The organism is Maribacter sp. BPC-D8 (genome assembly GCF_035207705.1).
Classification (GTDB): Bacteria; Bacteroidota; Bacteroidia; order Flavobacteriales; family Flavobacteriaceae; genus Maribacter.
Window position 1 is genome coordinate 1120086 of sequence record NZ_CP128187.1, and the last position, 26247, is coordinate 1146332.

A 26247-nucleotide genomic window follows, 5' to 3' on the forward strand; every position below is an offset into this window, starting at 1 on the left:
ATATGACAACTGTCATTTAAAATTCTATATATTTCAGAATAGACGGGTAATCTATTATACAAATAAACACTATTGCTCACTTATCTTTCTTAACACAGTTCCGCTTAATGCACTCAGTACAATAGAACTTACCTCTTCCCCTACTTCATTTAAATAAGGCGTGTCCAAATTTAATTGTACACTACTGGTTTCACTAGCGTTTACCAATACTAAGGCACGAGAAAATTCTCTTTGGTAGAGTCCGTTTTCTAGTTGTGTATAGTTGCCAGTGGCTTCCCCAAAATTCCATATGTATTCATCTCGCCAAGGAGAAGGGTCGTTATAGGCATCGGTAACCTCTTGTTCAGAAAAATAGGTGTTACCATCGTTAACCAACCAATAACTGGCAAAGGCATAATAAAACCCTTGGTTATCATTTGTAGAGGTATGTGGTTGTATCAAGGTTATTTTGTCTTCTAACTCATTTACGACCACTTCGTTGATTTGAGGTAAAAATCCTTCAGTATAATCAGAAAGGTAATTTCCGTTGCCGAAAACAAGCCACCATTCATCTAAAGCACCATCTAAATGCTGCATATAACTTTCCCAAACGCCAGGGTGTAATCTAGTATTGGTGATATTGGCAATTCCAATTTTATCATCAGCCTTAAGTCTGGTATTTATGGTCGTCAACATTGACTTGTATGCCAATAGAAAAGCCTCATCAGATTCATAGTTCTTGGGGAAGATATTTTCATGATAAGTATCTAGCGTGTAAATAGCATTGTCCATTAATACTCCGTCCCAATTATTAGCAACCAGCTCGTCAACCACTTTGTCTGCCCACAGCTGTTGGTATTCTGTATTGCCAATATCCATCTGCCAATGATCCGTATAGCCGGTATACTCCAATCGATTATCATACCCATCTAATAAAAACCATTCAGGGTAATTGCTATCGGCATATTGAAAACCTACTCCTGTTGGCAAATATTCATTGTCCGCCCCATTTTCAACGGCATAGCTTCTGGTAGAAGAAAGATCTTTGTATACCAATGTTTTAATATCAGGATTAACAGATTTAAACTTCTGCACATAATCATGAAACCAAGCATTCATTACAATTAAATCTCGTCTTGGTGCTTCGCTTTGTATTAAGGCATCAGGTATTTCTTCGTGATGTAGGTATAACCAAAACAACTTTGTTTGGTTTACGATAGTATCATTTGAGATTTCTTCTAGTATGATAGAAGGTTCAGTAGTATCAACCTCAGAAGAATCAATTTCTTCAATGACAGCCTCATTTTTATCACTACTGCACCCTTGGCAAATAAATAGGATAGATACCGCCACTAATCTTAAAATAAGCTTGTTCATAAATCAATTTTTAATATTCGGCAGATTTGGGAATCTGTAGTCAAATTACGTAAAATCATTGTTTTAACAACTATATCGATATTTCTAAACGTACATAACATAACCCCAAAATTAAAACGCTATGCGAAAATTGAAGACTTACCTATGGTTATTTAGTCTTAGTTGTGCCTTAATTGGTTGTACTAATGAAGAAGCTATTTTACCAGTAAATGACAGTAGTGACGCTGAAACTGAAACAGCAGAAGAAACAGTTGAAGAGGCGGAAGAAACGGAGCCAGCAATTGATGAAAATGTAACATCGGTAGATGTAGCAACAACACTCATTGCAAACGACCTTGAGCCACACCCCATGCAAGATGTTGCAAAACCAGGATATTTGGAAACAATTGTAGATCCGTCTTTCGGGACAATTATTCGTAGAATTTCGAATGCTGGTACTGGCGGAGTAATAAAACCCATGTATAGTACCATACAGGCATGGAATGCAGATGAAACTAGAATGATTTTGTATGATCAAACTAACGGAGTGCATCAATTACTGAATGGTATGACGTATGAGTTTATACGGAATCTTGATGATGTTCGACCAGACGATTTAGAACAGCTCTTTTGGGATTTTAATAATCCTGATGTTTTGTATTATTTAGATGCCGTTACCGATGAGTTTGTAAAGTATACCGTATCATCAAGTACAAAAGATATACTTGTGAATCTTAAAGAAATAGCTAACTGCTCAGGAAGCATTAGTATGGGTAATGATGTGCAAATGATGTCTTGGGATTCTGATGTTATAGGATTTAGATGCGATAACAGTCAGGGGTATTCTTATAGAATATCTACACAAGAATTAGTGACCTTTAATTTAGATGATGTCAATTATACAGCAGCAATGCCAGCACCAAGCGGAAATTTATTCTATCATAACGTATCTTCTTATGATGCTAATGGTAACTTTAAGGCTAGATTAAATATGAGTAAAGCAGAACATTCTTGCTTAGGAAAGATGACAGATGGTACTGATACAAGTTTCTCTGTAAGTTTTGATGCCGGACCAAACGGCGGATGCCAAGGTAATATCATTGCTTATGATTTAAATACAGGTGATTGTTTACCTGTCATATCAGAAGATTTAGGATATGCCTATCCGAAATCAGGCACACATATATCTGCAGTAGCACATAAGAATCCGGGATGGATTGCAGCCTCCATGATAGGGTTTGAGGAAGATGGACAAGCATTATTAGACCAAGAGTTGATTCTAGCTCGTGTTGAACCTGGTAATGTAGAAGTATACAGAATTGGACATCATAGAGCAGATGAAGATGAATTTGACTATTGGGGAGAGCCGCACGCCGTTATAAGTCCTACAGGGACAAGAGTACTTTTTGGTTCTGATTGGAGCGGTAGTGAAGATGGTACTTCTGTAGAGTCTTATGTGGTAGAGTTGCCTTCGTTTTAGGTTTTAATTAATTTTTCTGTTGGATAATTTCATGGGCATATGTATGATATTTCAATTATTTTATAAGTTCAGGACAATGAGAATTGTGACTTCAATTAATGTATCATTTTTGATATTAAACTTCTATACAGCAATTTACAGACTAAAATAATCGTTAGAATTAAAATTAAAGTCAGTTTAGTATCAGAATTGTATTACAATTGAATTTAATTTTTAATACATTACAACTAAACACAACCAAAATTTAATGTCATATTTAAAAAAGTACTACAAATTATTAATTCTATTTTTTTTAACTTCTCTCTCTTATGGTCAATGGCAGCAATTGCCACAACCTGAAGGGGGCTTTGCAAAAGATATAGTAGAAGTTGGTTCAAGTTTGTTTGTATCATCTTCTGAAGGAGGACTTTACCGATCAGATAATAATGCTGATAGTTGGTATTTGGTTTCTAATGGTTTACCAACGGGAGCTAGTTCTTATCGCCTAAAATTGATAAATGACGTACTCTATGTGCAAATAGGTAGTTCAGCAAACGCTCTTTACAGATCAGATGATAATGGTGAAACGTTTACAATGAGTTCCATTGCTTTAACTAGTATAATAAGTGATATGGATCATGATGGAGATACAATTTTTGCTTCTATTAGAGGTGGGATCTATATTTCCTTGGATAATGGGTTTAATTGGACCTTTAAGCCAATTGAAACAAATGGAAATTCTATTTATTCCTTATTATTTATTGAAGGAAAATTATATAAAGGAGATAATACTATTCAGGTATCCGAAGATTATGGTGAAACATGGGAAGATGTAGATTTTCCAAATATTGGACCCAACGGCATTAATAAAATGTTTAAACACAATGGTATAGTTTATATATTAAACAGCAATAAATTAAGATATACCGATGCTTCTTTTGAGACCTTTACTCAGATATTTAATCCGTCCTCTTCTATTGGTAATGTTAGAATATACGATGATGTAATTTATGCAATTACCCATAACGGAGATACCTATCAATATTCTAACGATAATGGAGCAACTTATACTGCCGTTAATAACCCACTTGCAAAAAATTACTTATCAGACATATATGTAAACAATGATAAAATATTAACCATTGGTTTTGAGGGTATTTTTGAATCTGAAGATGCAGGATCTACTTGGTCTCATAATAATATGGGATTCTTGGCAAGTACCTTAACCGGTCTTAATTATGATGGTGAAAATATTGCTTCTGGTTTTAGTAAAAGAGGAGTTGTGAAAACATCTGATCAAGGTATTACATGGCAACTTTTAAATGGAGACCTTCCTGAGGATGTAATTAAGAGTCGTATTGAAGTGAAATCGTTTGGTAATGTAATTCTAGTGTTTACCGGTTATCAAATATGGAAGTCTGTAAATAATGGTCAAAATTATACGTTGAATTACCAATTTGATAACTATGTACAAGCTATAGATGCTGTATTTCATGATGGTGTAATTTTAATTGAATCTAAAAACAACCAGTTAATCATTTCTGATGATGAAGGTGTTTCTTGGACAACTATAGATGTTGCACCTTATGAAATAGCCCCTTTTGCATTACTCGCCTTTGACGGTCAGAATATAGCACTTAAAAATACAGATGATAAGTTACTAGTGTCAAATGATTTAGGGTTGAATTGGAGTGAAAGAGATTTTCCGCTCGAAGAAAGCTATGTATATCGTATGAATTTTCATAATAGCAAATTATATGCGTTTGGTAATCAAAGGCTATATGAGTCTTCAGATTTTGGTATAACCTGGCGACTCTTTGGATATACCAAAAGCCGTCATTATAATTTGTTATGTGATGACAATGCTATTTATATGTATGGTGATACTGGAATTTCTATAGCTAGTTATGAAGGAAATCGTTTTTATGATATTTCAGAAAATATGGAAGGTATTTATATTAATAATCTTCTCAAGGTTAATGGAGAATTATATGTAAGTACCTTAGGTTATGGTTTTTGGAAGCATGAGCCAATTCAAGTGCCTGCAGATGGAGATAATGATGGTGTAGCTGATAGTGATGACAATTGTTTAGATACACCTGAAGGGAATAATGTAGATAGTTTTGGATGTTCTTCTGCCGAATTAGATGACGATGGTGATGGAGTATTCAATAATAGGGATTCTTGTGAAAATACACCTGCTGGTCTTGAAGTAAATAGTAATGGCTGTGCAGATGCAGAATTAGATTCAGATGAAGACGGTGTATCTAATGACCTTGATCAATGTCCATATAACACAACACCAGGAAGTGTTATAAATGAAGTAGGTTGTGAAATGATTCCTGTAAACAGCATTTCGGTTCGTACGCAAACAACCACATGTCCTGATGAGCAAAATGGAATTATAGAAATCTCAACCAATTTTACTGATGTTTATTTCTATGTATCAGTTACAGATGAGAATAATGATCAGAGAAACTATTCTCTAACAAGTGAAACTAGTCCTTTAACAATTCAGTATTTATCTGTTGGTACTTATTATGTAAATGCTAGAGTTCTTAATACAGATTTTAATAACACCTATATTTCAAAAATAAATACCCCAGAAAATGTTAGTTCTGGAAAAAGGAATATTGATACTAGTGGTAAAACGGTAACCTATGACGTAAGTGGAAGTAAGTCATATACTGTTCAAATAAACGATATAATAAGAACATTTCAGTTTAATGACACTAATACAAATCAAATTCAACTTGAAATATCAGACGTTGAAAGCAATGTTATGATAAAAGGCGAAAGCGATTGCCAAGGACAATTAGAAGATCATTTTTTCTTTGCAGAAGACTTAATCATGTATCCAACCGTTACCAATGGTGTAATAAACTTTGAAAATCTAGAAAATGAGAGCAGAATAACACTGTATAGCCTAACAGGTAAAAAAGTATTCGAAGAAAATTTAATAAATCAACGACAAATTTCAATTGAGCATTTGAATTCGGGAACTTATGTACTGCATTTGTTTACGAATGGCAAGACAACTACTTATAAAATTATAAAACAATAAACTTAATTAAATGAACCTAATTTATAAATTTCTATGTTTCATCGTTCTTGGTATGCTTATCTCATGTGGTAAGGGAGGTGATGATAGTCCAAATGGAAATCAAACTGATAATACACCTACATTAACCAAATCATCTGCCCTATTACCTGAAAATGGAGATGTTTGCACTGATTTTTCTGAAATTATTAATGATCAGGAAAATATTAAAGTAATTTTCAAGTGGTCAGCAGTTCCAAGCGCAACTGCATATGTTTTGACAATTTTTGAGTCAACAACCGAAGTTTACACGACGACTATAACGTCAACAGAAACAGAAGTAGCTATTGGTAAAGGAAAAAGTTATACTTGGCAAATTGAAGCAACTAATGCAAATATAGAAAGTACAAGTGATACATTTTCGTTTACCACACCAGGTGATGTCACCAGTAACTATGTGCCTTATGCAGCAGAGATTACAATGACTTTTGACTATAATTCAAATAATCTTACGGTGAATTGGCAAGGTAATGATCAAGACGGTGATAATCTTAGTTATGATTTAATCATTAAGGAAGGCGAAGTTGAATTGGTAAACATTACAAATACTTTAGAAACCACATATGGACCTATAGATACAGTAATAGGTAGTGAATACACTGTTGAGGTACATAGTAAAGATGGCTCAGGAAATGCATCCGTTTCAATACAAACTCGTATAATGTAAAATTTTATTCAACTTAAGATATCGTTATAATTTTAAAAAGGCATATTCATCAGAATATGCCTTTTCTATTATAATTTATGTTTACTTCAATAAAGCAAGTATACCTTGTAATTCAGTAACGTTTAAGTTTGAGCTGTTATCTGTATCTAATACATCAAAATTTTCAGCTACAGAGCCAATAGCTTCTGTAGAGCTAATAGCTGCGTCGTTATTTGTGTCCAAAAGACTAAATAGACTTGTTACTTGTTGTACTGTAGAGTTAGAGCTTAAAGAACCTAATAGTTGAGCAGCATCTGAAACCTTAGAGGTGTCCATATTTTTAACGCTATTACAGCTGGTTAATGTAGCTACTAAAATGAATGTTGCAATTACTTTTTTCATGGTTATGTGTTTTATAATTAAGTGCAAAAGTACTCTTAAACTATAAGTTTTGATAAAGATGATATACGAATAGTACTTTTGTAGCTACATACTCGCTATTTAGATAGATGAAATATTTATTAGAATTTTAAATATTCATGTATAACTCACTAGCTCTGGTTTACTTTAAACCAAATATCTATAGTCGTTTCTTCTGGTCTGTCTTCTTGTTGTGGCGGTCCACCTTTTGATCCACCGCGACCTCCGTCACCTTGACCTCCACCAGGTCTGCCTTGACCTCCTCTTCCACCTCCAGATCCACCACCTTGACCACCACCGCCAAAGCTGATATTTGAGTTTTTATCTTGAGATTCCTTTTCCCTTTTAGGTGTAACGATACCAATGGATAATTTAGATAAGTTAGCATCGGCGATTTTATGTTTAGGAATAACTAGTTCATACTGTAACTCTTTATTTTCTTCATTATAAACGTAGGTAATTGAAACCCCTAATTGGTTTAAATCTAAGTGGAATTCTTGTTCATAATCTAGATTGGTATATTCCCCAATTTTTGGCATCTCGGCTAACAGTGTGGCAATATCCGGACCGCTTTGCTCCTCTTTTTGTTCTTCTCTGTTCCCCTTATTTCTATCGTTTCTATTCGGTCTTTCATGAGGTACGATGTTTATAGGGTATTGTACAGACACATTCTTTTTTCTTTTACCCTTAACATCAAAATAAACATAAAAGCCTTTATGTAACATGGTAAGCATTGTGGCTTGGTCAACAGTGCTTAGCTGTACGTGAATATTTCCGTCCTTAATAAAACTATTATAATTGATGTTGTCTTGTGAGTTTTGGGCTTGAATCGTTGTTGCCAATAAAACTATTATTACTTGAAAATATAACCTCATACTTAATTGCTATTGTTTATTATAATTTCAAACTTAACACTAATGCAAAAGCAAGTAGCGAAGTTTAAGTGGCTCTAGGGTAGCTCTCAGTGAACATATCATATTTGGCGGTAAGATGAATTAGATAATCACTTAAACTAGCCTATAACTACTGTTTCAATGATTCAAACAACTGTGCTAATTGATACTTTAAAAAAGCAATATCTTTGAGAATAGAAATTTAAATTTAAACAACACTTAAAAAATGGCGACCGAATCTCATATATCTGTAAACGGACATACGCATGTACTATATAAAGAAAATGCCTTGTCTCAAGAAGAACTTATAAAACAGAGCGAGGCATTTTATAAGCTTTTAGATGAACGAAGATCGGTAAGAGAGTATGCAGATACCCCTGTGCCAAAAGAAGTGATTGAAACTTTAATTAAAACGGCATCTACAGCACCATCAGGTGCACATAAACAACCTTGGACCTTTTGCGCGGTATCTAACCCTGTACTAAAAACAAAGATTAGAGAAGCCGCCGAAGCAGAAGAGAAAGAAAGCTATGAAAGTCGAATGAGCGACCGTTGGTTGAAAGATTTAGAACCGATGGGTACAAATATGTACAAGCCTTTTTTAGAAGATGCACCTTGGCTTATAATCATTTTCAAAAAAGTACATGATTTAGATACTGATGGTGAAAAAGTGAAAAATTACTATGTAAATGAATCTGTAGGTATTGCTGCTGGCATGTTAATTACAGCGATACACAATGCAGGTTTGGTTACATTAACACATACTCCGAGTCCGATGAACTTTCTCGCAAAGCTATTAGGTCGACCGAGTAATGAACGCGCATTTTTATTGTTACCAGTTGGCTACCCAAAGACACCAACGTATGTACCAGACATTGAAAGAAAACCATTAGATGAGGTTTCTAAGTTCTATGAGTAATACTTTAAGTAAAGATATTTTAAATACTATCTAATAATAGTTTAGATAGGATTTTTTTGTGCACCATTAATAAGTAGATTGTTGAATTAGGTAGACGGTTTTATATTCTGATTCACTTGGAATAAATTCTGCGGGTCATAACTATTTTTGATTTTAACCAGCCTCTTATAATTGTGTTTGTAACTGGCTTTAATTCGATCTTGACCTTCATCCATCATAAAATTAGAATATGCACCACCGGCAGAAAAAGGATGTAAGGCTTCTTGGTATGCTTTGCACCATTCTGTTATTTCTGTAGCTTTATTTGGGTCAGGAGATACACCAATGAAAACCCCGGCATATTTCGCATCTCTATATGCCCACGGCGTATCTTCAGCACCTACTCTACTCGCTGCCCCTGTAATTGGGTACAAATGCATTTGTGATAAAGGTGTCGGAATTTTAGAACCGTATTTTAAATGTTCAGCACGAATTTCAGGAGTTAAGTCATTGAAAAAATCTGCACGCCAATACCACTGTAACCCTGGGGGTAATAATCCGTCAAACATGCCTTGTAAGCTTGGGTAAGGCATTTCGCCAACATGGGCAAAAACAGGATTCAAATCTAATACCGGTTTAAAGATATCAGCAAACTTATCTGGATCACCTGTATAACACCAAACTATAGCACAGAATTTCTTATTGTGTAATTCCGCAGGAAAAGGAGATTCGGGTATGATCATAGTTGCTATGAAGCCGTTGAGGTCTTCAGACCCCTCATGTATGAAAGTGTCGTACCACTCCATGATTTCTTCTACTCTTTCTATAGGCCATAAAGTGGGCCCTCCAGTAATCATTTTTACAGGATGCGCTTGAAAGGTAAAAGAAGTAACCACACCAAAATTACCGCCACCGCCACGTATGGCCCAAAACAAATTTGTATGCTTAGAAGCATTTACAGTTACGAAAGATCCATCTGCTAAAACCATTTCAGCTTCGATTAGGTTGTCTATGGTAAGTCCGTATTTTCGAGATAAGTACCCTACGCCACCACCAAGCGTTAATCCGCCAACACCGGTGCTTGAAACCATACCTGAAGGTATTGCCAGACCAAATTCATGTGTAGCACTATCAACTTCGCTCCATAGGTTACCACCACCCACTTTTACTGTATTATTAGAAGCATTAACATCAACAAACTTAATACCCGAAAGGTCAATTACTAAACCGTCATTACAAAGACCCAACCCAGCTCCATTATGACCACCACCTCTTACAGCAACTAACAAATTGTTATCTCGCCCAAAGTTAACGGCAGCGACTACATCATCAGCATTTTTGCAGAGAGCGAATAGTCCGGGGTGTTTATCAATCATTGCATTATACACTTTTCGGGTATCATCATAATTAGCGCTTGAAGGCAATACAATGCTTCCTTTTAAAAGCTTTTTAAATTCATTGATGTGATTTGATGGTATTTCAGCAACTGTATTTTTCATTTTATAGATATTTAAATGTAAACTTTAATTAAGTATATTTAAATTATTGATTTTAAGAAATTAGCATATAGATTGATATCTTACCTATTGTTGTTAGTTTAATGGAGAATGATGTTCATGAACCATTTTCCAACCATCTGTTGTTCTTACAAACAATAAAGTTATTTGGTCATTTACTACTACTAAATCTTCACCAAACTTCAACTCAAAGTCTGAATGGAATGTTAGGTTAGCAACATCACCATACACCGCTATCTGTAAATCTTTAGCATCGAATTTTACCACTTCGGTTACAGAACCGAAAACTGTACGTTCATGAGTTTCGTTTGCGACACCTCCATTTCGTGGTTCACCGTTCTTGAATTCTGTAAACTTTTTACCATAAGCATGAAAGGATATCAACTTATCCATATCGCCATCTTTTATACTTTGAGCAATAGCTCCAAAAGTTTCTAAAACTTCTTGCTTTGCCTCAGGGAATTCTTCATTGATTAAATCAATTTTTACATCGTGCGATTCTGTTTCCGCCGAAAATCCTGTTAATAAAATTCCTGAAATCATCAATACTACTAATGTTAATTTTGTCTTCATAATTAAAAATGTTTATTTGGTTCTCAACAAAACTAGCGCAGAAGAATATCTTCAAATTCTATATTTAGACCAAATAAAAGCACTTTTAGACCATTAAGTAATTATGTGTAATAATCTGTATTACAGTATTTTGTAATTACAAAATAAAACTAGATGGCTGAATTCCGTATTTCTTAAAGAAACATTTAGAAAAATAAGCGGGACTATTAAATCCTGTAGAATAGGCAATTTCAGAAATGTTGGCATCTTGTTTTCGTAATAAAGCTAAAGCTCTATCTAATCGATAATCTCGTAAATAAGTGTTGGGAGATTTTCCGACTAAATCCATCATCGTTCTATATAGTTTTGATTTACTGTAACCTAAATTTTCTTCAAAATCATTTACCGTAGTAGCAGAATGAGACCAAACTTTCTCTGTAATATTCATGAGGGACATTAGAAATTCCTCATCCTTAGTTTTTACAACAATTATGGAATCGCTTTGTATGGGTTTATTTTGATTTTCACTTTCATAGAGGTCATTTACAGCTGTGGTTATCGAGAAATTACCTTTAGAGATATCACTCAAATAATCTGAGGTCTTAATAGTGTCTTCGAAGATTTCGTCTTTATTGGTTACCGGTATGCCAGCGCTCATACCAATTTTAAACTCAAGATCAGGGGTTACAATAGCATTGTAGCTTTGAATAATTTCGGTGGCGCAATGAATACCGTCACTAACTGAGGCAAAAGACACTAGAAACGAATTAGATTCATGGCGAACCAAGCCACCATTGTATTTAGTTATTAATGTTTTTATCGCAGTAGTATATCCTCTAATTGCTGCTTGAAGTGTGGTAATATCTTTAGTTCGTAAGCTTTTGTTTTTTATTTTAAGAATCATTAAAGTTCTAAAAGCAGGGTCGTTTACGATGTTAAGACTATCGTCTTTAGATTTTTCAGGATCTTCAATTCGACCAAGAAACGATTCTACAATAGTATCGTTAACCTCAATAATTCGGGTGGGTACGGCACCATGCGCATTTTCATGTAGTTTGATAAGCGCTTCTTTACTTGGAGCTTCAATTAAACAAAAAGCAGTTTTTCTTATCTCATCGCACCAATAGGTAAGTCCGCGGCAACCATATTCATGTTCAATATCTAAATCTGCTTTATGCATTTCGGCAACATGTGCAGCGGTAACTCCGTCAGGTAGGTCGTGTAAATCTAGAAATAAAGGCATCCTCTTTGTTTTAGTGTAATACTACATAGTTCAACTAACAAGAATGATATATGTCGTTCTTGCTATTTTGTATGTACCAATTCTATTTAAGGGGAATGTTTTGAAATTACGTAATTTCTAAGAAGTTACGTTAATTAAAGGTGTAAATATTTGATTATCTATAATTTAGATTTATTTTGAGATGAATCTATTAGGATGTCGAAATATAATTAGTTGTATAAAACAACAAATCCCCATTAAACCAATGAGGATTTGTGTTGCTGTAAAAGTGTAGCTATCGCCTTCTACTTGCTTAAGCCATTGCCAATTCTTGTAATTCTTTGGCTGCTTTAGCCGGATCTTCTGCACCATAGATAGCTGCACCAGCTACTGCAACTGTTACGCCAGAGTTTTTAACCGCGGTAATACTGCTTAAATTAACACCACCGGCAATCGAAACTGCCACCCCTGCTCTTGTTGCTTCATCAATTAATACTTGAATAGAGTATCCGTCTTCAGCTTGCTCATCTAAACCAGCATGCAATTCAACAAACTCAGCACCTAAAGCAATAGCTTCTTTTGCACGTTTTACTCTATCTTTTACTCCAATAGTATCTACAACTACACCTTTACCATGTGCTTTTGCTGCTTTTACTGCACCTGCAATTGTTGAATCGCCCGTTGCACCTAAAACCGTAATATAATCTGCACCAGCACCGAAAGCCATGTTAGCTTCTAGTTCACCTGCATCTGCAGTTTTAAAATCAGCCAGTACCAATTTATCAGGAAAAGCATCTTTCATCTTTCTAATACCTGCTAAACCTTCACTTTTAATAAGCGGTGTACCTAACTCAATTATATCTATATACGGAGCAACTTTTGTTGCTAATGCAATAGCGTCATCAATGTTTAATAAATCTATTGCTACTTGTAATTTTGCCATAATATTCTATTTAAAATGTTATTAATTTGTATCTATTTTTCTATTCGTAATTATTCCATATTCGCGTGACGTTTCCATAATTCAGAAGCAGAACTACCGTCAATATCCCAAAGCGTCTGTATTAAAGCATCGAAAACCAAAAGCAGCGATTGTTCAAAAAGACTACCAGCATATTGTTTAGATACATTTTCGTCACGTTCTTGTTTTTGTGCAGCAGGTATCAGCACTGTTTGTATTGATAAATCAGCCAATGGAGAACTACTATTGGTTGTAATACAGACGACATCTGCACCAACTTTTTTTGCAGTATTAGCAGCATTTACAATTCCGCCAGTTGTACCAGATCCAGAACCTGCAATTAATAAGTCTCCTTCTGCAATTGCCGGTGAAGTCGTTTCTCCTACTACATGAACGCTGTAACCTAAATGCATTAAACGCATGGCAGCAGCTTTCATCATTAATCCTGTTCTACCCGCCCCCATTATAAAAATATGCTTGGCATTGGTTATAATAGGAATCAATGCAGCTACTTCATCATAATTTATGGTGTGTATTAGTTTTATATGCTCATTTATAATGATATTCATTGCACTTTCAACCAATTGGGTATCTTTATTTTTAAGTAAATTTTCCATAATTACTGTGTAGTTTTTTACTGCTTCATTAATTCGAGTACAAAGTTATAGCTGGACTTACCCTAATACTTATACAATTTGATAGATGTGTGGTACAATCTGCCCATAACACAAATATCATTGGTATTATTTTCTATTTTTGTGGTACATTTTGGAAATGATGCAATTGTAGCTTGTAATTTGAGCTTTCTAGAATCAACTATTAAAGTGCTAAAAAAATAGAATTATGCTGAGTGATAAGGTTTTATACATTAAAGATTTGGGTAACTGTCCCCCATCCTATTTAAATGACCCTGCTAGAAGAGATTTCTATGAAATTGTATGGTTGGTTAATGAGGATGCACTTCATGAGCCACAGCATGATTTTCAAACCTTAAAAGGAGATTGGATCTATTTGATTCCGCCACACAGAGTTCATCAATTGAATAAAGCAGGTAAAAACGGAGTACTTATTTCCTTTAAACAAGAATTGCTTGAAGGCGATTTAAAGGAGTTTTTGTTAGATGTTTTTAGAATGTTCAATATACAAGGCGAGTTTTCTTGTTTACAAGTAAATGAAGAAACTAGTAAAGGACTGGCGACCGTTTTACAATTATTGAAGGATGATTACAATAAAGAGACTGTAAACTTAATTATGGTCAAAGCACTTTTGAAAGTCTTTCTATTAAAGTTGATTCATTTAAAAGAACAACATTTTACACTTCAAGATATTAATGAAAAGCGCGTTTATGAGTTCATGCTTTTACTTGAAAATAACTATAAGGAAGAACGTAATGCCAAGTTCTATGCAGAGCAATTGGGTATTAGTGCAAAACGATTGAATCAGATTTTAAAAGAAAAGCTAGATAAAACCGGAGTACAATTAATTCATGACCGATTAATTCTAGAGGCTAAAAGACAGATTATACATAGTGAGAGTACGATAAAGGAAATTGCCTATAACCTAGATTTTAAAGATCATTCTTATTTTAGTCGTTTCTTTAAACAGCACGCAGAACAAACTCCGCAAGAGTTTCAGAATAAGGTAAAAGAGCATGTTATCTCGCATGAGAATACCTTGTATAGCTAGTTATTACATCCGTTAATAACATACTAAACGTTAATAAAAAGAAATCTAGCCCTTCATTAATTCCTCTAAATCTTCTGGAGTTCTAGGTAAATCGTCACTTAATACCTCACAACCATCTTCAGTGATAAGAATCATGTCTTCAGTAAAAACTGATATATTTTCATCATGATTATAATACCATGGCTCAACTGTAAACACCATACCTGGTTTTAATGCTGCGGTAGATATATTTGGATCACCGGTAGAGAGACCTAAATGATGCCCAAAAAACAAGCCTACTTGCATATATTTTTTTGCATCAGCAGGAATAATGCTATTAGTAAGTGTTTGTACCTCTTTAAATGTAATACCGGGTTTTAGAAACTTAATTATTTCATCGGCTATTTTAGTTTCCATAACAAGAATCTCTTTCTGCCTTTCGGTAAACTTACCGGATACGGGAAAGGTTCTGCCAATATCACTAACATACTGCTCATATTCACAACCGACATCAAAAATAACCAAGTCGCCATTTTCCATAACTCTATTTCTACGGTTATAGTGGGTTGCTAATATACGCCATGGCCAGTGCGAATTAGGTCCCGATTTTATGATGGAACCAAAAGCTAAGCGTTGAGATCCGTTTATTTTAAAATCACCTTCAAGAATACCTTCTAAATAACGCTCATCTACACCAGGTTTAATCTTTTTGGCAGATTGTTTTATGCCATTTACCGTTATGGTAGCAGCCTTTCGAATGATTTCAATTTCAGTTTCAGATTTGATCATACGTACATTGGCAACTGCTTCGTATATATTTTCATGTTTTAAACTAGGCTGTTTATTGCTAAGGGCTTGTAACAAAACCTGAACAGGAGAATAGGTAGCAATATAGGCGTCAGATGCATAGATAATGTCGCCTTGTCGCCCACTATTAATTAAAACGGTGTTTTCCTTTTTACTTTCAGTATCCATTAAAGATTTAAAGTCATCAATAGATGCAATAGTTACTCCGGTTTTTTCAGTAATTTTCTTATCGTCCAATAAAGGTCTCCCAGGAAAATCATTTACCCTAGAGCCATTTTCAAAACGTAAGTCTCGTTCAGGAGAGTATATAGTTACCGATTGGTTGTCAACATTCATTACTAAAATGGCATTTGGTAATTCTAAACCGGTGAAATAATAAAAATCATCTGCCTGTCTAAATGTTTCTCCGAATGAAAATCCGTCATTAGCAGGTATAACTATTACTCCTGATTTGCCTTGTTCTGCTAAAATGTTCATTAGGTTATCTCGCCGTTCACTTAACTCTTCTTTTGTGAATGGCAAGTTTGTCCATTCAAAATAAGATTGCACGGGAGTTTGGGCAAAAAGAAAGGTAGCTGAGAAAAGCAGGATAAAGAATGTAATGATTGTTTTCATGTTGGTTTGTTACGGTTAGTCCGAATTTCGAGCTTTTTTAAAACTTAAAAGAATTTTCTTTATTAATAATCAATGATTTTAAAATTTGAGAATAGTATATGGCTTGGGTTGTACTAAAAGAAGTTAATTATTCAGATTTAAAAGTTTGTAGGTGCATAATCTTAATTTCTGAATATTAGTACTTTATGATATATTTTAAAAGCTGAAATTAGGTAGATAAGAATTTTTTTGTAATTTTGTTAACCAAATGGTTAAACCATATAGTTAGTAATGAAAAAGGGTAAAGACGAAAATACCGAAGAACAAATTTTAGAGGCTGCAAAGAGTGTGTTTCAAGCTAAAGGAATGGATGGAGCTAGAATGCAAGAAATAGCAGATAAAGCAGGTATAAATAAAGCTATGCTTCATTATTATTTTAGAAGTAAGCAATTACTTTTTGAGGCTGTTTTTAAAAATATGTTTTCCTTACTGGCGCCTCAGTTAAATGCTATTTTGAATGGTGATTCTAGTATTGAAGATATAATTAAAAACTTCACTTTTAACTACATCTCTTTTATAAGCGAGCATCCTTATCTACCAAATTTTATTATTCAAGAATTGAATAGGAATCCGGAGTTTATTCTTAAAATGAAGGATAATCCAGGATTTCCTAACCTCGTTAAATTTAAAAAGCAAGTAGAAAAAGAAGTGGAAAAAGGTATTATAAAGCCTATAAGTGCCGAGCAGTTGTTCATTAATATTTTCGCTTTAAATGTATTTCCGTTTGTAGCCAAACCTTTGATAATGGCGTTTTCAAATGTAGATAATACCGCATATGAACAACTTATGGAAGAGCGTAAAACTGAAGTTGCTAATTTCATTATCAATTCTATAAAGAACACTTAGTATGAAACGTATACTATTCATTATTATACTACTAAACATGTTTCCGGCTGTTGCTCAGCAAAGCATTACGTTAGAAGAATGTTATAATTCTGTGACTAAAAACTATCCTTTGGCAAAACAGTCTCAACTGTTAGAAACTCAAAATAGTTTAGAAGCTGATGTTATATCAACTACTAAATTGCCACAATTAAGTTTAGATGCGCAAGCCACTTATCAATCTGATGTAATTGAAATACCTATTGCCAACGCCAATATTGAACCTTTAAATAAGGACCAATACCGCGCTACGTTTTCAGTAAATCAACTTATTTATAATGGCGGAACAACGGTTGCATCGTTGGCTGTGAAATCTGCAGAGTTAAAATCGAAACAAAAACAGGTGGAAGTCAGTTTGTATCAATTAAGACAGCAAATTAATCAACTCTACTTTTCTATTCTGTTGGCACAAGAAAGCAATCTATTACTAGAATCTAAAAAAATACAATTACAGGCTAAGTTAAAAGAGGTTCGTTCTGGTGTAAAAAATGGCATGCTTCTACCCTCTTCCGACAAGGTGTTGGAGGCTGAATTATTAAAAATTAATCAACAATTTCAAGAATTAGAAAGCAATAAAATAACCTTGATAGAAACGCTATCTAGATTAATAAAGCAGCCTTTAAATATTGCTACGGAATTTAAGAACCCGCTTATAGAAACGCATCCGGAGAATGAATTAATTAGACCTGAATTAGAATTGTTTCAATTGAAAAAAGATGAAATAGCACATTCAGAACATTTGATTTCCAAACAAAACGCTCCCACATTAATGGGCTTTGCCACTGGTGGTTATGGTAACCCAGGTTTGAATATGCTAGATAACTCATTTCAACCTTTTTACACGGCAGGCGTAAAAGTACATTGGAATGTTTTTGATTGGAATGCGAATAAAAAACAACGGGAGTCTTTAACTATTAATAAAGATATTGTGGATAATGAGACAGAAGTTTTCAAACTCAATACGGCTATAGAACTCAACCAACAGCAACGAGAAATAGAGAAAATAGAAGCTATCATAACTTCTGACCAGGCTATAATCAACCTTAGAAAAGAAGTGTTGCAAATGGCAGATTCTCAACTTAAAAACGGGGTAATTACCTCTTCGGCATATATCACAGAACTTACCAATTTGTATGAAGATGAAAATACTTTAATACAACATGAAATTCAGTTACAACTTGCAAAAGCAAATTACAATGTTATTAAAGGGTAATACAGACTTAAAGATGAAAAAATACAACTATATACTCGGATTTATAGGCATAGCCACTACCCTATTTTCCTGTGGTGATTCTAATGGAAAAGCAGATGGTTATGGCAATTTTGAAGCTACTGAAATCACTATTTCAGCTGAAAATAATGGAAAGCTACTACAGTTTGATGTTAATGAAGGTGATGTGCTTAATAACGAGCAATTTATAGGATATATAGATACCATTCCGCTAGCCTTAAAACGGGAACAGTTAGAAGTTTCTAAAGCCGTAGTGAGTTCAAAATCTAAAGGTGTGCTGTCTCAAATTAATGTGTTGAATGCCAAATTAAAAAATGGCAATATAAACAAGAATAGAATTGAGAATCTAATCAAGGATAATGCCGGTACACAAAAACAATTAGATGATATCGAAGGAGAAATAGAGGTGTTCAAAAGCCAAATTAGAAGTGTAGAAATACAGAATGCACCTGTGGTAAACGAACTTAAATCTATTGATGTTCAGCTTAGACAAATTGATGATCAAATCCAAAAAAGTAAAATTGTTAATCCAATAGCGGGAACGGTGCTTACCAAATATGCAGAACCTAATGAGATTACAACTTTTGGTAAACCGCTCTATAAAATTGCAGATTTAAAAACCATGCAGTTACGTGTTTATATAAGTGAAACGCAATTGGCAAACCTAAAAATAGGACAGGAAGTCACCGTTAAAATTGATGATGACACTACTATGAAATCTTATAAAGGAACCATCAGCTGGATAGCCTCTGAAGCCGAATTCACACCTAAAATAATTCAAACAAAAGAAGAGCGTGTTGCGTTGGTCTATGCCTTAAAAATAGACGTAGTAAATGATGGGAGTCTTAAAATTGGTATGCCGGCAGAACTTTGGATTGATAGAACAAAGGATAATGAAGAATAAAATATTACTGAAGAACAAAATATAAAAAAGATATAATAATGGATAAGCACAGCTATAACGTTAATGTAAACTGGACACAAGATAGAAAAGGAACTATGTGTTCACCAGAATTAAACAACAGTGCAACTAACGAAACTAATTGTATAGAAGTTGCAACACCACCAGAATTCCCCGGAGGGATGCCTAATATTTGGTCTCCAGAACATTTGTTTACAGCTGCTGTAAGTAGTTGTTTAATGACCACTTTTTTGGCAATTTCTGAGTATTCAAAGTTAGAATTCGTGAGTTTTAAATGTGAATCTAAAGGAATTTTAGAAAAAGTAGATGGCAAATTTGTTATAAGTGAAATACTATTATTCCCAGAAGTTGTGATTACAGATGAGTCTAAAAGAGAACGAGCAGAACGTATTTTAGAAAAATCAGAAAAAGCATGTTTAATCTCAAATTCAATCACTTCAAAAATTACTATGGAAACTAAAATTATTGTTCAAAATTAAAACGGAGTGAGTATATCTATTAGCCATATTAGCAAATCATATAAAACTGTAAAGGCTTTACAAGACATCTCATTTGAGGTGAATGAAGGTGAACTCTTTGGTCTAATTGGTCCTGATGGTGCTGGTAAAACAAGCCTATTTAGAGTGTTAACTACATTATTGTTGGCAAATGAAGGCACGGCAACGGTTGCTGGTTTTGATGTGGTATCAGATTATAAGCAGATTAGGAGAAACGTAGGTTACATGCCCGGAAAATTTTCGCTCTATCAAGATTTGACCGTAGAGGAAAACCTCATTTTCTTCGCCACTATTTTTGGAACCACTCTTCAGAAAAATTACGATTTAATACAAGAGATATACGTTCAGATAGAACCGTTTAAAAACCGTAGAGCAGGCAAACTTTCTGGCGGAATGAAACAGAAGTTGGCTTTATGCTGCGCGCTTATTCACAAACCAAAAGTTTTGTTCTTAGATGAGCCAACAACAGGTGTAGATCCTGTATCTAGAAAAGAATTTTGGGAAATGCTAAAACGATTGCAGCAAAAAGGTATTACTATTTTGGTTTCTACCCCTTATATGGACGAGGCTGCTTTGTGTGACAGAATAGCATTAATACAAGACGGCAAAATTCTTCAAATTGATACGCCACAGGCAATTGTAAAACATTATCCAAAACAGATTTACAATGTTAGGGCAAATAAAACATATCAGCTCATAAACGCTTTAAAAGCATATGAATACAACCACAGTGTTTATCCTTTCGGTGAATTTATTCATTACACGGATCAAAGAGCAGATTTCAATCCCATTGAATTACAACGTTATTTAGCATCTAAAAAACTATCTGATATTGTAATTGAAAAAACCAAGGCTACTATTGAGGACACCTTTATGGAACTGGCAAAATAATGAGCAACGACAACGTCATACATGTAGAGGGTTTAACTAAAATGTTCGAAGATTTTACGGCTGTAGATGCCATTACTTTTGATGTGAAAAAAGGAGAGATATTCGGTTTTTTAGGTGCTAATGGCGCAGGGAAAACCACCGCAATGAAAATGCTAATTGGAATATCTATTCCTACATCTGGTGCAGCCAATGTAGCAGGCTTTGATGTGTTTACCCAACCAGAAAGCATTAAGAATAACATTGGTTACATGAGCCAAAAGTTTGCATTGTACGATGATTTAACGGTCAAAGAGAACATCACTTTTTTTGGTGGTATTTATGGTTTGTCACGAAAAGCAATACAAGAAAAATCGGATGTATTAATTTCTGAACTAGAACTTGAAAAAGTAGCCAACCAACTCGTAGGTTCTTTGCCTTTAGGGTGGAAACAAAAGTTGTCTTTTTCTGTGGCTTTGATACACGACCCAAAAATTGTGTTTTTAGATGAACCTACTGGTGGTGTTGACCCTATTACCAGGCGCCAGTTTTGGGAAATGATTTATAAAGCGGCAAATGATGGAACCACTGTTTTTGTAACCACGCACTATATGGATGAAGCGGAATATTGTGATCGCGTATCTATAATGGTGAATGGCAAAATAGAAGCTTTAGATACCCCAAAGAAACTCAAAGAACAGTTCAACGTTACTACTATGAATGACGTATTTCTAAAACTAGCTAGAGGATGAAACGGTTTATAGGCTTCGTAAAAAAAGAATTCTACCACATCTTTAGAGATAGGCGCTCCTTGTTTATCCTTTTTGGGATGCCCATTGCCCAAATTTTGCTCTTTGGTTTTGCGATTACCAACGAGATTAATAATGTAGATATTGCTGTGCTAGACCATTCAAAAGATGCTACAACAAAAGAAATCATCAATAAAATAGCCGCTTCAAAATATTTCAGCATAAAACAAATGATTACGCATGAAGCGGACATTACTTCCGTTTTTGAAAAAGGACAGGTTAAAGCAGTTTTAAATTTTGAAAATGACTTTAGTAAGAACTTAATTAACGACCACAAGGCAACCTTACAAATTGTTACAGATGCCACAGATCCAAATACAGCAAATACCATAAGTAATTACATAAACGCGATTCTGCAGCAATATCAATTAGAATTGAACAAAGGTATCACTACACCTTATCAGATTGTTTCTCAAACGCGTATGGTGTACAATCCAGAGTTGAAAAGTGTCTATATGTTTGTTCCAGGAGTAATGACCATTATTCTTATGCTGGTATCGGCAATGATGACTTCTATTTCCATCACAAAAGAAAAAGAAATGGGTACTATGGAGATACTTTTGGTATCACCAATTAACCCCTTTCAGGTGATTATAGGAAAAGTAGTTCCTTATATTTTTCTATCTGTTATTAACGCCATTGTCATAGTGCTACTGAGTATTTTTATATTTCATATGCCAGTGCAAGGCAGCTTATTCCTGTTAGGTTTTGAAAGTGTATTGTTCATAGTAAGCGCTTTGGCATTGGGTATTTTAATTTCTACCATTTCAAAAACACAGCAAACGGCTATGATGATTTCATTAATGGGGCTCATGCTACCGGTTATTCTATTGTCGGGTTTTATTTTTCCTATTTCAAGTATGCCGGTACCGCTTCAGGTAATTAGTAATATCATTCCTGCCAAATGGTTTATTATTATCATTAAAGGCATTATGCTTAAAGGTGTAGGCTTACAATATATATGGAAAGAAACCCTGATATTAATTGGGATGACCGTATTTTTCATCGCCTTGAGTGTGAAGAAATATAAAATAAGATTGGAATGAAGTGAGTATGCAGTTGCAGTATTCAATCAAAAAAAAGAAAAGAGTAGCACTAAAAAGAGATTCCTGTTATTGCAGGAAGTTTTATGAAAACAATTCTATACATCATACAAAAGGAGTTTAAGCAGATCTTTAGAAATAAAGGTATGCTACCCATCATTTTTGTGTTACCGGTTCTGCAGCTCATAATTTTATCCAATGCGGCTACTTTTGAAGTGCAAAACATCAAATTTGGGTATATTGATAATGACCATACTTCTACTTCTAGAGCATTGGTAGAGAAATTTAATGCTTCTGAATATTTTAATGTATTGACAGATTTTCCGTCCGAATCAAAGGCTAGTGCAGAAATGTTACTTGGTAATGTAGATGTGGTTCTAGACATTCCGCAATATTTTGAACGCGATTTGCAGAAGGAAAAATATATGAACCTAGGGGTTACTATTAATGCTATAGATGGCGCAGCAGCGGGTGTTGAAAATGTATATGTTACGCAAGTAATACAACGTTTTAATCAAAACTTAAAAGTTGATTTACAACAAGTTTCAGACCAACAGATACAACCCGTAAATATTAATACGATACCCCTATTCTGGTACAATGAAACCTTGAATTACAAAACATTTATGGTGCCTGGGATATTGGTCTTGCTCGTAACCATGATTACATTATTCCTTTCTGGAATGAATATTGTTCGCGAAAAAGAGATAGGTACTTTAGAGCAAATAAACGTGACACCCATAAAAAAGAGTCAGTTTATTATTGGAAAACTATTTCCTTTTTGGGTCATTGGGATGGCATTGTTAACTATTGGGCTACTGCTCGCTAAGGTGATATTTCAAGTTCCAATGGTGGGTAGTCTGGCACTTTTGTATTTGTATACGTCCATTTATATTTTAGTGATTTTAGGTATAGGATTGTTCATATCCAACTTTACGGATACGCAGCAACAAGCTATGTTTATTGCATGGTTTTTTACCGTGATTTTTATCTTAATGAGCGGTTTATTTACACCCATTGAAAGCATGCCCAAATGGGCTCAAATCGTAACGGAATTCAACCCCATTAGGTATTTTGTAGAAGTTATGCGTATGGTAATGCTAAAGGGCTCGGGTTTTATGGATATTCTTCCTCACCTTTTAAAAACACTGCTCTATGCCTTTGTTATGAACGGGTTGGCAGTTTGGAGGTATAAAAAGACCACTTAGTAGACTTATTTAACAGATTACTTTATCTACAGGTAGCTACATTAAGTATTATAGTATTAATTTACAAAGACTAGCAGGATAGAGAGCCCTAGTCTATAAGTTGATGATTTAATAAAATAATCTCTTTTTTTGAAATAATATTAACTTTTATTTATGAATATTTAGAATTCATTAAAATAATAGCAACAAATATTCAAATTCATTAGGATTTCATCAAAAAAATGCTTACATTATAATAACGATAAAAACAAAGACAATATATGAGGCAACTGAAGATCACTAAGCAAATTACAAACAGAGACACTAAATCATTAGAAAAGTACTTTCAAGAAATATCAAAAATTGATTTGATTACCGCAGATGAAGAAGTGGAGCTGACTAGAAAAATACGTGAAGGAGATCAAAATGCCCTAAATACATTAGTAAACGCCAACCTACGTTTTGTAGTTTCTACAGCAAAACAATATCAAGGTAGCGGATTACGACTTTCAGATTTAATTAACGAAGGAAATATTGGTTTGGTAAAAGCGGCAAAACGTTTTGACGAAACCAGAGGTTTCAAATTTATATCGTATGCTGTTTGGTGGATAAGACAATCTATATTATCATCGATTTCTGAACAATCTCGTATGGTACGTATTCCACTGAATAAAATTGGTGAAATCAGTAAAATAAAAAAGGTGTATTCTACTTTAGAACAATCATTACAAAGACCACCAAGTACCATAGAAATTGCGAGAGAACTTGACATGAGTAGCACGCAAGTAAAGCTTGCTTTAAAAAATTCGGGCAAACATTTATCAATGGATGCACCTTTTCAAGAAGGAGAAACATCAAATTTATATGATGTAGTAAGCTCTAAAGATGCAAACAGACCAGATGCAGGTATGATGATGGATTCACTTAAAACTGATCTTAATCAAGCATTAAATACACTGCCAAGTAGAGAAAGCGAAATAATTAAGCTTTATTATGGTATTGGTGAGAGTCACCCTAAAAGTTTAAGTGAAATCGGAGAGCTTTTTGACCTAACAAGAGAGCGTGTGAGACAATTAAGAGAAAAGGCTGTACGTAAATTGCGTAACAAGTCTCAAAACGAAATGTTGAAAGCATATTTATAGATCACAAATCTTTATATATTAAAAAAGCCGACTTATGTAGTCGGCTTTTTTATGCAATAAGGTATTGTAAATAATGACGATTACTAGTTATCGTTACAATTATTTCTTCTTTTTCGGTTCCTCTGGCTTCATATGTAAACTAGCAGTTTGTGCTATATGGTTCGCTAATATTTTCTCCACTAATTCTTCTTTGGTTAAGTGATGAAATATCGTTCTTACTTTAGTTTTGAATTCTTCTGATACTTCACGATTAGGCTTGGTTTTAAAGATTTTTTTAGCCCAAAGCAATGTGTTGTTCTCTTCGATACTCTGTGCATCTGCTTTTTGATATTTAGAGAAAGAAATACCTAATTCTTTTTCAAAATCAAATACTTCGGCAACTTCTTCTTTTTGTAGAATGGTTAATGAAAGTCCCTTCTCCCCTGCCCTAGCAGTTCTTCCACTTCGATGAACATAAGCATCGTAAGTATCAGGTAAATGATAATTAACTACGTAACCCAATTCTTTTACATCGATACCACGTGCAGCTAAATCCGTAGCCACCAATATATCGATATGACCCTCTCTAAACTGACCCATTATACGATCACGAATACCTTGAGATAAACTGCCGTGCAAGGCTCCCGATGAAAATTTATTTATAGCTAAATTTTTCGCCAGCTTATTGACTGCCGCTTTGGTTTTACAGAATATGATGCCACGCTGCCCTTCTTTTGTATTTAAGAAGTGCATAAGAACATCTAACTTTTCAATAGGCTCTACAACTACATATTGGTGATCGATACCTTGGTGACCAAATGTTGACATATCTGCCTCAACATGAACTACATGTTTAGACATGTAATTTTGTACCAGTTGTTTTATAGCTCCAGACATGGTAGCAGTAAATAATAATGTACGGCGCGATTTTGGAATGCCTTCGATAATGGTATCTAAATCTTCTTTCAAAGCAGTTACCATTTCATCGGCTTCATCTAAAACCAGGTACTTCAAGTTTTTAATGTCTATAGCCTCGCGTTTTACCAAATCAACCAATCGACCAGGTGTAGCCACTACAATATGTGTAGCTTCTTTTAAACGTTCTATTTGAGGTTTTATAGGTATTCCACCACATACTGCAGCGATTGATATAGCAGGACTATGTTTTGCATACGAAATTAGGTTGGCATGTATTTGTTGTGCCAATTCTCTTGTTGGCGCTAAAATAACCGCTTGCACGGCAGTATTCTCTGTTTTTATTAATTGTAATAATGGTAAACCAAAGGCAGCGGTTTTACCCGTTCCGGTTTTTGCTAAGGCAACAAGGTCATCTTTTTTCTTTAGGACAACAGGAATGCATTTTTTCTGTATATCTGTAGGAACAGTAATTTGTAACTCCTCTAAACTCTGTTGAATTTCTTTACTAACACCTAAATCTGAAAACTGCCTTGACATAAAAATATTTTTTGCAAAGATAGCGACAGTTTTACTAGGCGACGGTATTAAAGACTAAAGGTTGCAATTAATGTGATTTGGAAAATTATGGAGTGATAAGTTTT

The 26247-nt window shown here is 34.3% G+C and carries 24 protein-coding genes; 14 read left to right on the forward strand and 10 right to left on the reverse strand.

Going from position 1 to position 26247, the window contains the following annotated elements; genetic code table 11:
• Positions 1 to 69 precede the first annotated feature (69 nt).
• Entirely contained in the window at positions 70 to 1356 is a 1287-nt protein-coding gene (locus QSV08_RS05030; RefSeq protein ID WP_324027139.1) for a putative glycoside hydrolase, read from the reverse strand.
• 121 nt (positions 1357 to 1477) lie between these two features.
• On the opposite strand from QSV08_RS05030, the gene QSV08_RS05035 reads away from it, so the two are divergent.
• The 3 genes from QSV08_RS05035 to QSV08_RS05045 all read left to right on the forward strand — a co-directional run bounded on the left by QSV08_RS05035 (position 1478) and on the right by QSV08_RS05045 (position 6561).
• Positions 1478 to 2815 carry a hypothetical protein gene (locus QSV08_RS05035; RefSeq protein WP_324027141.1) on the forward strand — a complete coding sequence of 446 codons (1338 nt, stop codon included), beginning with the start codon at positions 1478 to 1480 and terminating at the stop codon, positions 2813 to 2815.
• A gap of 247 nt (positions 2816 to 3062) precedes the next feature.
• On the forward strand, positions 3063 to 5858 hold the full coding sequence (locus QSV08_RS05040) for a T9SS type A sorting domain-containing protein (RefSeq protein ID WP_324027143.1): 2796 nt from the start codon (positions 3063 to 3065) through the stop codon (positions 5856 to 5858).
• Between the two features lie 10 nt (positions 5859 to 5868).
• Positions 5869 to 6561 (forward strand): hypothetical protein, encoded by a 693-nt coding sequence (locus QSV08_RS05045; RefSeq protein ID WP_324027145.1) that lies wholly within the window; start codon positions 5869 to 5871, stop codon positions 6559 to 6561.
• An 81-nt stretch (positions 6562 to 6642) separates the two neighbouring features.
• Here QSV08_RS05045 and QSV08_RS05050 read toward each other — a convergent pair whose 3' ends face one another.
• On the reverse strand, positions 6643 to 6942 hold the full coding sequence (locus QSV08_RS05050) for a hypothetical protein (RefSeq protein WP_324027147.1): 300 nt from the start codon (positions 6940 to 6942) through the stop codon (positions 6643 to 6645).
• A gap of 149 nt (positions 6943 to 7091) precedes the next feature.
• Positions 7092 to 7835 carry a hypothetical protein gene (locus QSV08_RS05055; RefSeq protein ID WP_324027149.1) on the reverse strand — a complete coding sequence of 248 codons (744 nt, stop codon included), beginning with the start codon at positions 7833 to 7835 and terminating at the stop codon, positions 7092 to 7094.
• Between the two features lie 244 nt (positions 7836 to 8079).
• On the opposite strand from QSV08_RS05055, the gene QSV08_RS05060 reads away from it, so the two are divergent.
• Positions 8080 to 8772 carry a nitroreductase family protein gene (locus tag QSV08_RS05060; protein WP_324027151.1) on the forward strand — a complete coding sequence of 231 codons (693 nt, stop codon included), beginning with the start codon at positions 8080 to 8082 and terminating at the stop codon, positions 8770 to 8772.
• A gap of 86 nt (positions 8773 to 8858) precedes the next feature.
• Here the strand turns inward: QSV08_RS05060 and QSV08_RS05065 are convergent, their stop codons facing one another.
• From QSV08_RS05065 to hxlB, 5 genes are all read right to left on the reverse strand, one after another.
• A complete protein-coding gene (locus QSV08_RS05065; protein WP_324027153.1) occupies positions 8859 to 10250 on the reverse strand; it encodes an FAD-binding oxidoreductase in 1392 nt (463 codons plus the stop codon).
• Positions 10251 to 10343: 93 nt separating this feature from the next.
• Positions 10344 to 10841 carry a YybH family protein gene (locus QSV08_RS05070; RefSeq protein ID WP_324027155.1) on the reverse strand — a complete coding sequence of 166 codons (498 nt, stop codon included), beginning with the start codon at positions 10839 to 10841 and terminating at the stop codon, positions 10344 to 10346.
• A 136-nt stretch (positions 10842 to 10977) separates the two neighbouring features.
• The gene (locus tag QSV08_RS05075; RefSeq protein ID WP_324027157.1) at positions 10978 to 12063 is read right to left on the reverse strand and encodes a nickel-binding protein; all 1086 of its coding nucleotides are present in this window, start codon (positions 12061 to 12063) and stop codon (positions 10978 to 10980) included.
• Positions 12064 to 12355: 292 nt separating this feature from the next.
• Positions 12356 to 12985: a 3-hexulose-6-phosphate synthase gene (gene hxlA / locus QSV08_RS05080; protein WP_324027159.1), complete on the reverse strand. Its 630-nt coding sequence runs from the start codon at positions 12983 to 12985 to the stop codon at positions 12356 to 12358.
• A gap of 50 nt (positions 12986 to 13035) precedes the next feature.
• Positions 13036 to 13620 (reverse strand): 6-phospho-3-hexuloisomerase, encoded by a 585-nt coding sequence (gene hxlB / locus QSV08_RS05085; protein ID WP_324027161.1) that lies wholly within the window; start codon positions 13618 to 13620, stop codon positions 13036 to 13038.
• A gap of 226 nt (positions 13621 to 13846) precedes the next feature.
• On the opposite strand from hxlB, the gene QSV08_RS05090 reads away from it, so the two are divergent.
• The gene (locus tag QSV08_RS05090; protein ID WP_324027163.1) at positions 13847 to 14689 is read left to right on the forward strand and encodes a helix-turn-helix domain-containing protein; all 843 of its coding nucleotides are present in this window, start codon (positions 13847 to 13849) and stop codon (positions 14687 to 14689) included.
• Between the two features lie 45 nt (positions 14690 to 14734).
• Here QSV08_RS05090 and QSV08_RS05095 read toward each other — a convergent pair whose 3' ends face one another.
• Positions 14735 to 16090 carry a Xaa-Pro peptidase family protein gene (locus tag QSV08_RS05095; RefSeq protein ID WP_324027165.1) on the reverse strand — a complete coding sequence of 452 codons (1356 nt, stop codon included), beginning with the start codon at positions 16088 to 16090 and terminating at the stop codon, positions 14735 to 14737.
• A 270-nt stretch (positions 16091 to 16360) separates the two neighbouring features.
• Here QSV08_RS05095 and QSV08_RS05100 point away from each other — a divergent pair, with 270 nt between their 5' ends.
• The 9 genes from QSV08_RS05100 (at position 16361) to QSV08_RS05140 (ending at position 24709) form a co-directional block, all read left to right on the forward strand.
• Positions 16361 to 16975: a TetR/AcrR family transcriptional regulator gene (locus QSV08_RS05100; protein WP_324027167.1), complete on the forward strand. Its 615-nt coding sequence runs from the start codon at positions 16361 to 16363 to the stop codon at positions 16973 to 16975.
• Between the two features lies 1 nt (position 16976).
• Complete coding sequence (locus QSV08_RS05105) at positions 16977 to 18224, forward strand: TolC family protein (protein ID WP_324027169.1); 1248 nt, start codon at positions 16977 to 16979, stop codon at positions 18222 to 18224.
• 13 nt (positions 18225 to 18237) lie between these two features.
• Positions 18238 to 19146: an HlyD family secretion protein gene (locus QSV08_RS05110; protein WP_324027170.1), complete on the forward strand. Its 909-nt coding sequence runs from the start codon at positions 18238 to 18240 to the stop codon at positions 19144 to 19146.
• 38 nt (positions 19147 to 19184) lie between these two features.
• Positions 19185 to 19643 (forward strand): OsmC family protein, encoded by a 459-nt coding sequence (locus tag QSV08_RS05115; RefSeq protein WP_324027172.1) that lies wholly within the window; start codon positions 19185 to 19187, stop codon positions 19641 to 19643.
• Between the two features lie 6 nt (positions 19644 to 19649).
• The gene (locus QSV08_RS05120) at positions 19650 to 20552 is read left to right on the forward strand and encodes an ABC transporter ATP-binding protein (RefSeq protein WP_324027174.1); all 903 of its coding nucleotides are present in this window, start codon (positions 19650 to 19652) and stop codon (positions 20550 to 20552) included.
• On the forward strand, positions 20552 to 21280 hold the full coding sequence (locus QSV08_RS05125) for an ABC transporter ATP-binding protein (protein ID WP_324027176.1): 729 nt from the start codon (positions 20552 to 20554) through the stop codon (positions 21278 to 21280). Before QSV08_RS05120 ends, QSV08_RS05125 begins: the two co-directional genes overlap by 1 nt.
• The gene (locus tag QSV08_RS05130) at positions 21277 to 22383 is read left to right on the forward strand and encodes an ABC transporter permease (protein ID WP_324027178.1); all 1107 of its coding nucleotides are present in this window, start codon (positions 21277 to 21279) and stop codon (positions 22381 to 22383) included. The genes QSV08_RS05125 and QSV08_RS05130 overlap by 4 nt, the downstream gene beginning before the upstream one ends.
• Positions 22384 to 22466: 83 nt before the next feature.
• Entirely contained in the window at positions 22467 to 23588 is a 1122-nt protein-coding gene (locus QSV08_RS05135) for an ABC transporter permease (protein ID WP_324027180.1), read from the forward strand.
• A 260-nt stretch (positions 23589 to 23848) separates the two neighbouring features.
• Positions 23849 to 24709 (forward strand): sigma-70 family RNA polymerase sigma factor, encoded by an 861-nt coding sequence (locus QSV08_RS05140; RefSeq protein WP_324027182.1) that lies wholly within the window; start codon positions 23849 to 23851, stop codon positions 24707 to 24709.
• Between the two features lie 99 nt (positions 24710 to 24808).
• Here QSV08_RS05140 and QSV08_RS05145 read toward each other — a convergent pair whose 3' ends face one another.
• The gene (locus QSV08_RS05145; RefSeq protein ID WP_324027183.1) at positions 24809 to 26143 is read right to left on the reverse strand and encodes a DEAD/DEAH box helicase; all 1335 of its coding nucleotides are present in this window, start codon (positions 26141 to 26143) and stop codon (positions 24809 to 24811) included.
• Positions 26144 to 26247 lie beyond the last annotated feature (104 nt).

Excerpts from the sequence above, each read along its gene's own strand:
- QSV08_RS05030 (WP_324027139.1), bottom strand. The coding sequence starts at position 1,356 with ATGAACAAGCTTATTTTAAGATTAGTGGCGGTATCTATCCTATTTATT.
- QSV08_RS05035 (WP_324027141.1), top strand. The coding sequence starts at position 1,478 with ATGCGAAAATTGAAGACTTACCTATGGTTATTTAGTCTTAGTTGTGCC.
- QSV08_RS05040 (WP_324027143.1), top strand. The coding sequence starts at position 3,063 with ATGTCATATTTAAAAAAGTACTACAAATTATTAATTCTATTTTTTTTA.
- QSV08_RS05045 (WP_324027145.1), top strand. The coding sequence starts at position 5,869 with ATGAACCTAATTTATAAATTTCTATGTTTCATCGTTCTTGGTATGCTT.
- QSV08_RS05050 (WP_324027147.1), bottom strand. The coding sequence starts at position 6,942 with ATGAAAAAAGTAATTGCAACATTCATTTTAGTAGCTACATTAACCAGC.
- QSV08_RS05055 (WP_324027149.1), bottom strand. The coding sequence starts at position 7,835 with ATGAGGTTATATTTTCAAGTAATAATAGTTTTATTGGCAACAACGATT.
- QSV08_RS05060 (WP_324027151.1), top strand. The coding sequence starts at position 8,080 with ATGGCGACCGAATCTCATATATCTGTAAACGGACATACGCATGTACTA.
- QSV08_RS05065 (WP_324027153.1), bottom strand. The coding sequence starts at position 10,250 with ATGAAAAATACAGTTGCTGAAATACCATCAAATCACATCAATGAATTT.
- QSV08_RS05070 (WP_324027155.1), bottom strand. The coding sequence starts at position 10,841 with ATGAAGACAAAATTAACATTAGTAGTATTGATGATTTCAGGAATTTTA.
- QSV08_RS05075 (WP_324027157.1), bottom strand. The coding sequence starts at position 12,063 with ATGCCTTTATTTCTAGATTTACACGACCTACCTGACGGAGTTACCGCT.
- hxlA (WP_324027159.1), bottom strand. The coding sequence starts at position 12,985 with ATGGCAAAATTACAAGTAGCAATAGATTTATTAAACATTGATGACGCT.
- hxlB (WP_324027161.1), bottom strand. The coding sequence starts at position 13,620 with ATGGAAAATTTACTTAAAAATAAAGATACCCAATTGGTTGAAAGTGCA.
- QSV08_RS05090 (WP_324027163.1), top strand. The coding sequence starts at position 13,847 with ATGCTGAGTGATAAGGTTTTATACATTAAAGATTTGGGTAACTGTCCC.
- QSV08_RS05095 (WP_324027165.1), bottom strand. The coding sequence starts at position 16,090 with ATGAAAACAATCATTACATTCTTTATCCTGCTTTTCTCAGCTACCTTT.
- QSV08_RS05100 (WP_324027167.1), top strand. The coding sequence starts at position 16,361 with ATGAAAAAGGGTAAAGACGAAAATACCGAAGAACAAATTTTAGAGGCT.
- QSV08_RS05105 (WP_324027169.1), top strand. The coding sequence starts at position 16,977 with ATGAAACGTATACTATTCATTATTATACTACTAAACATGTTTCCGGCT.
- QSV08_RS05110 (WP_324027170.1), top strand. The coding sequence starts at position 18,238 with ATGAAAAAATACAACTATATACTCGGATTTATAGGCATAGCCACTACC.
- QSV08_RS05115 (WP_324027172.1), top strand. The coding sequence starts at position 19,185 with ATGGATAAGCACAGCTATAACGTTAATGTAAACTGGACACAAGATAGA.
- QSV08_RS05125 (WP_324027176.1), top strand. The coding sequence starts at position 20,552 with ATGAGCAACGACAACGTCATACATGTAGAGGGTTTAACTAAAATGTTC.
- QSV08_RS05130 (WP_324027178.1), top strand. The coding sequence starts at position 21,277 with ATGAAACGGTTTATAGGCTTCGTAAAAAAAGAATTCTACCACATCTTT.
- QSV08_RS05135 (WP_324027180.1), top strand. The coding sequence starts at position 22,467 with ATGAAAACAATTCTATACATCATACAAAAGGAGTTTAAGCAGATCTTT.
- QSV08_RS05140 (WP_324027182.1), top strand. The coding sequence starts at position 23,849 with ATGAGGCAACTGAAGATCACTAAGCAAATTACAAACAGAGACACTAAA.
- QSV08_RS05145 (WP_324027183.1), bottom strand. The coding sequence starts at position 26,143 with ATGTCAAGGCAGTTTTCAGATTTAGGTGTTAGTAAAGAAATTCAACAG.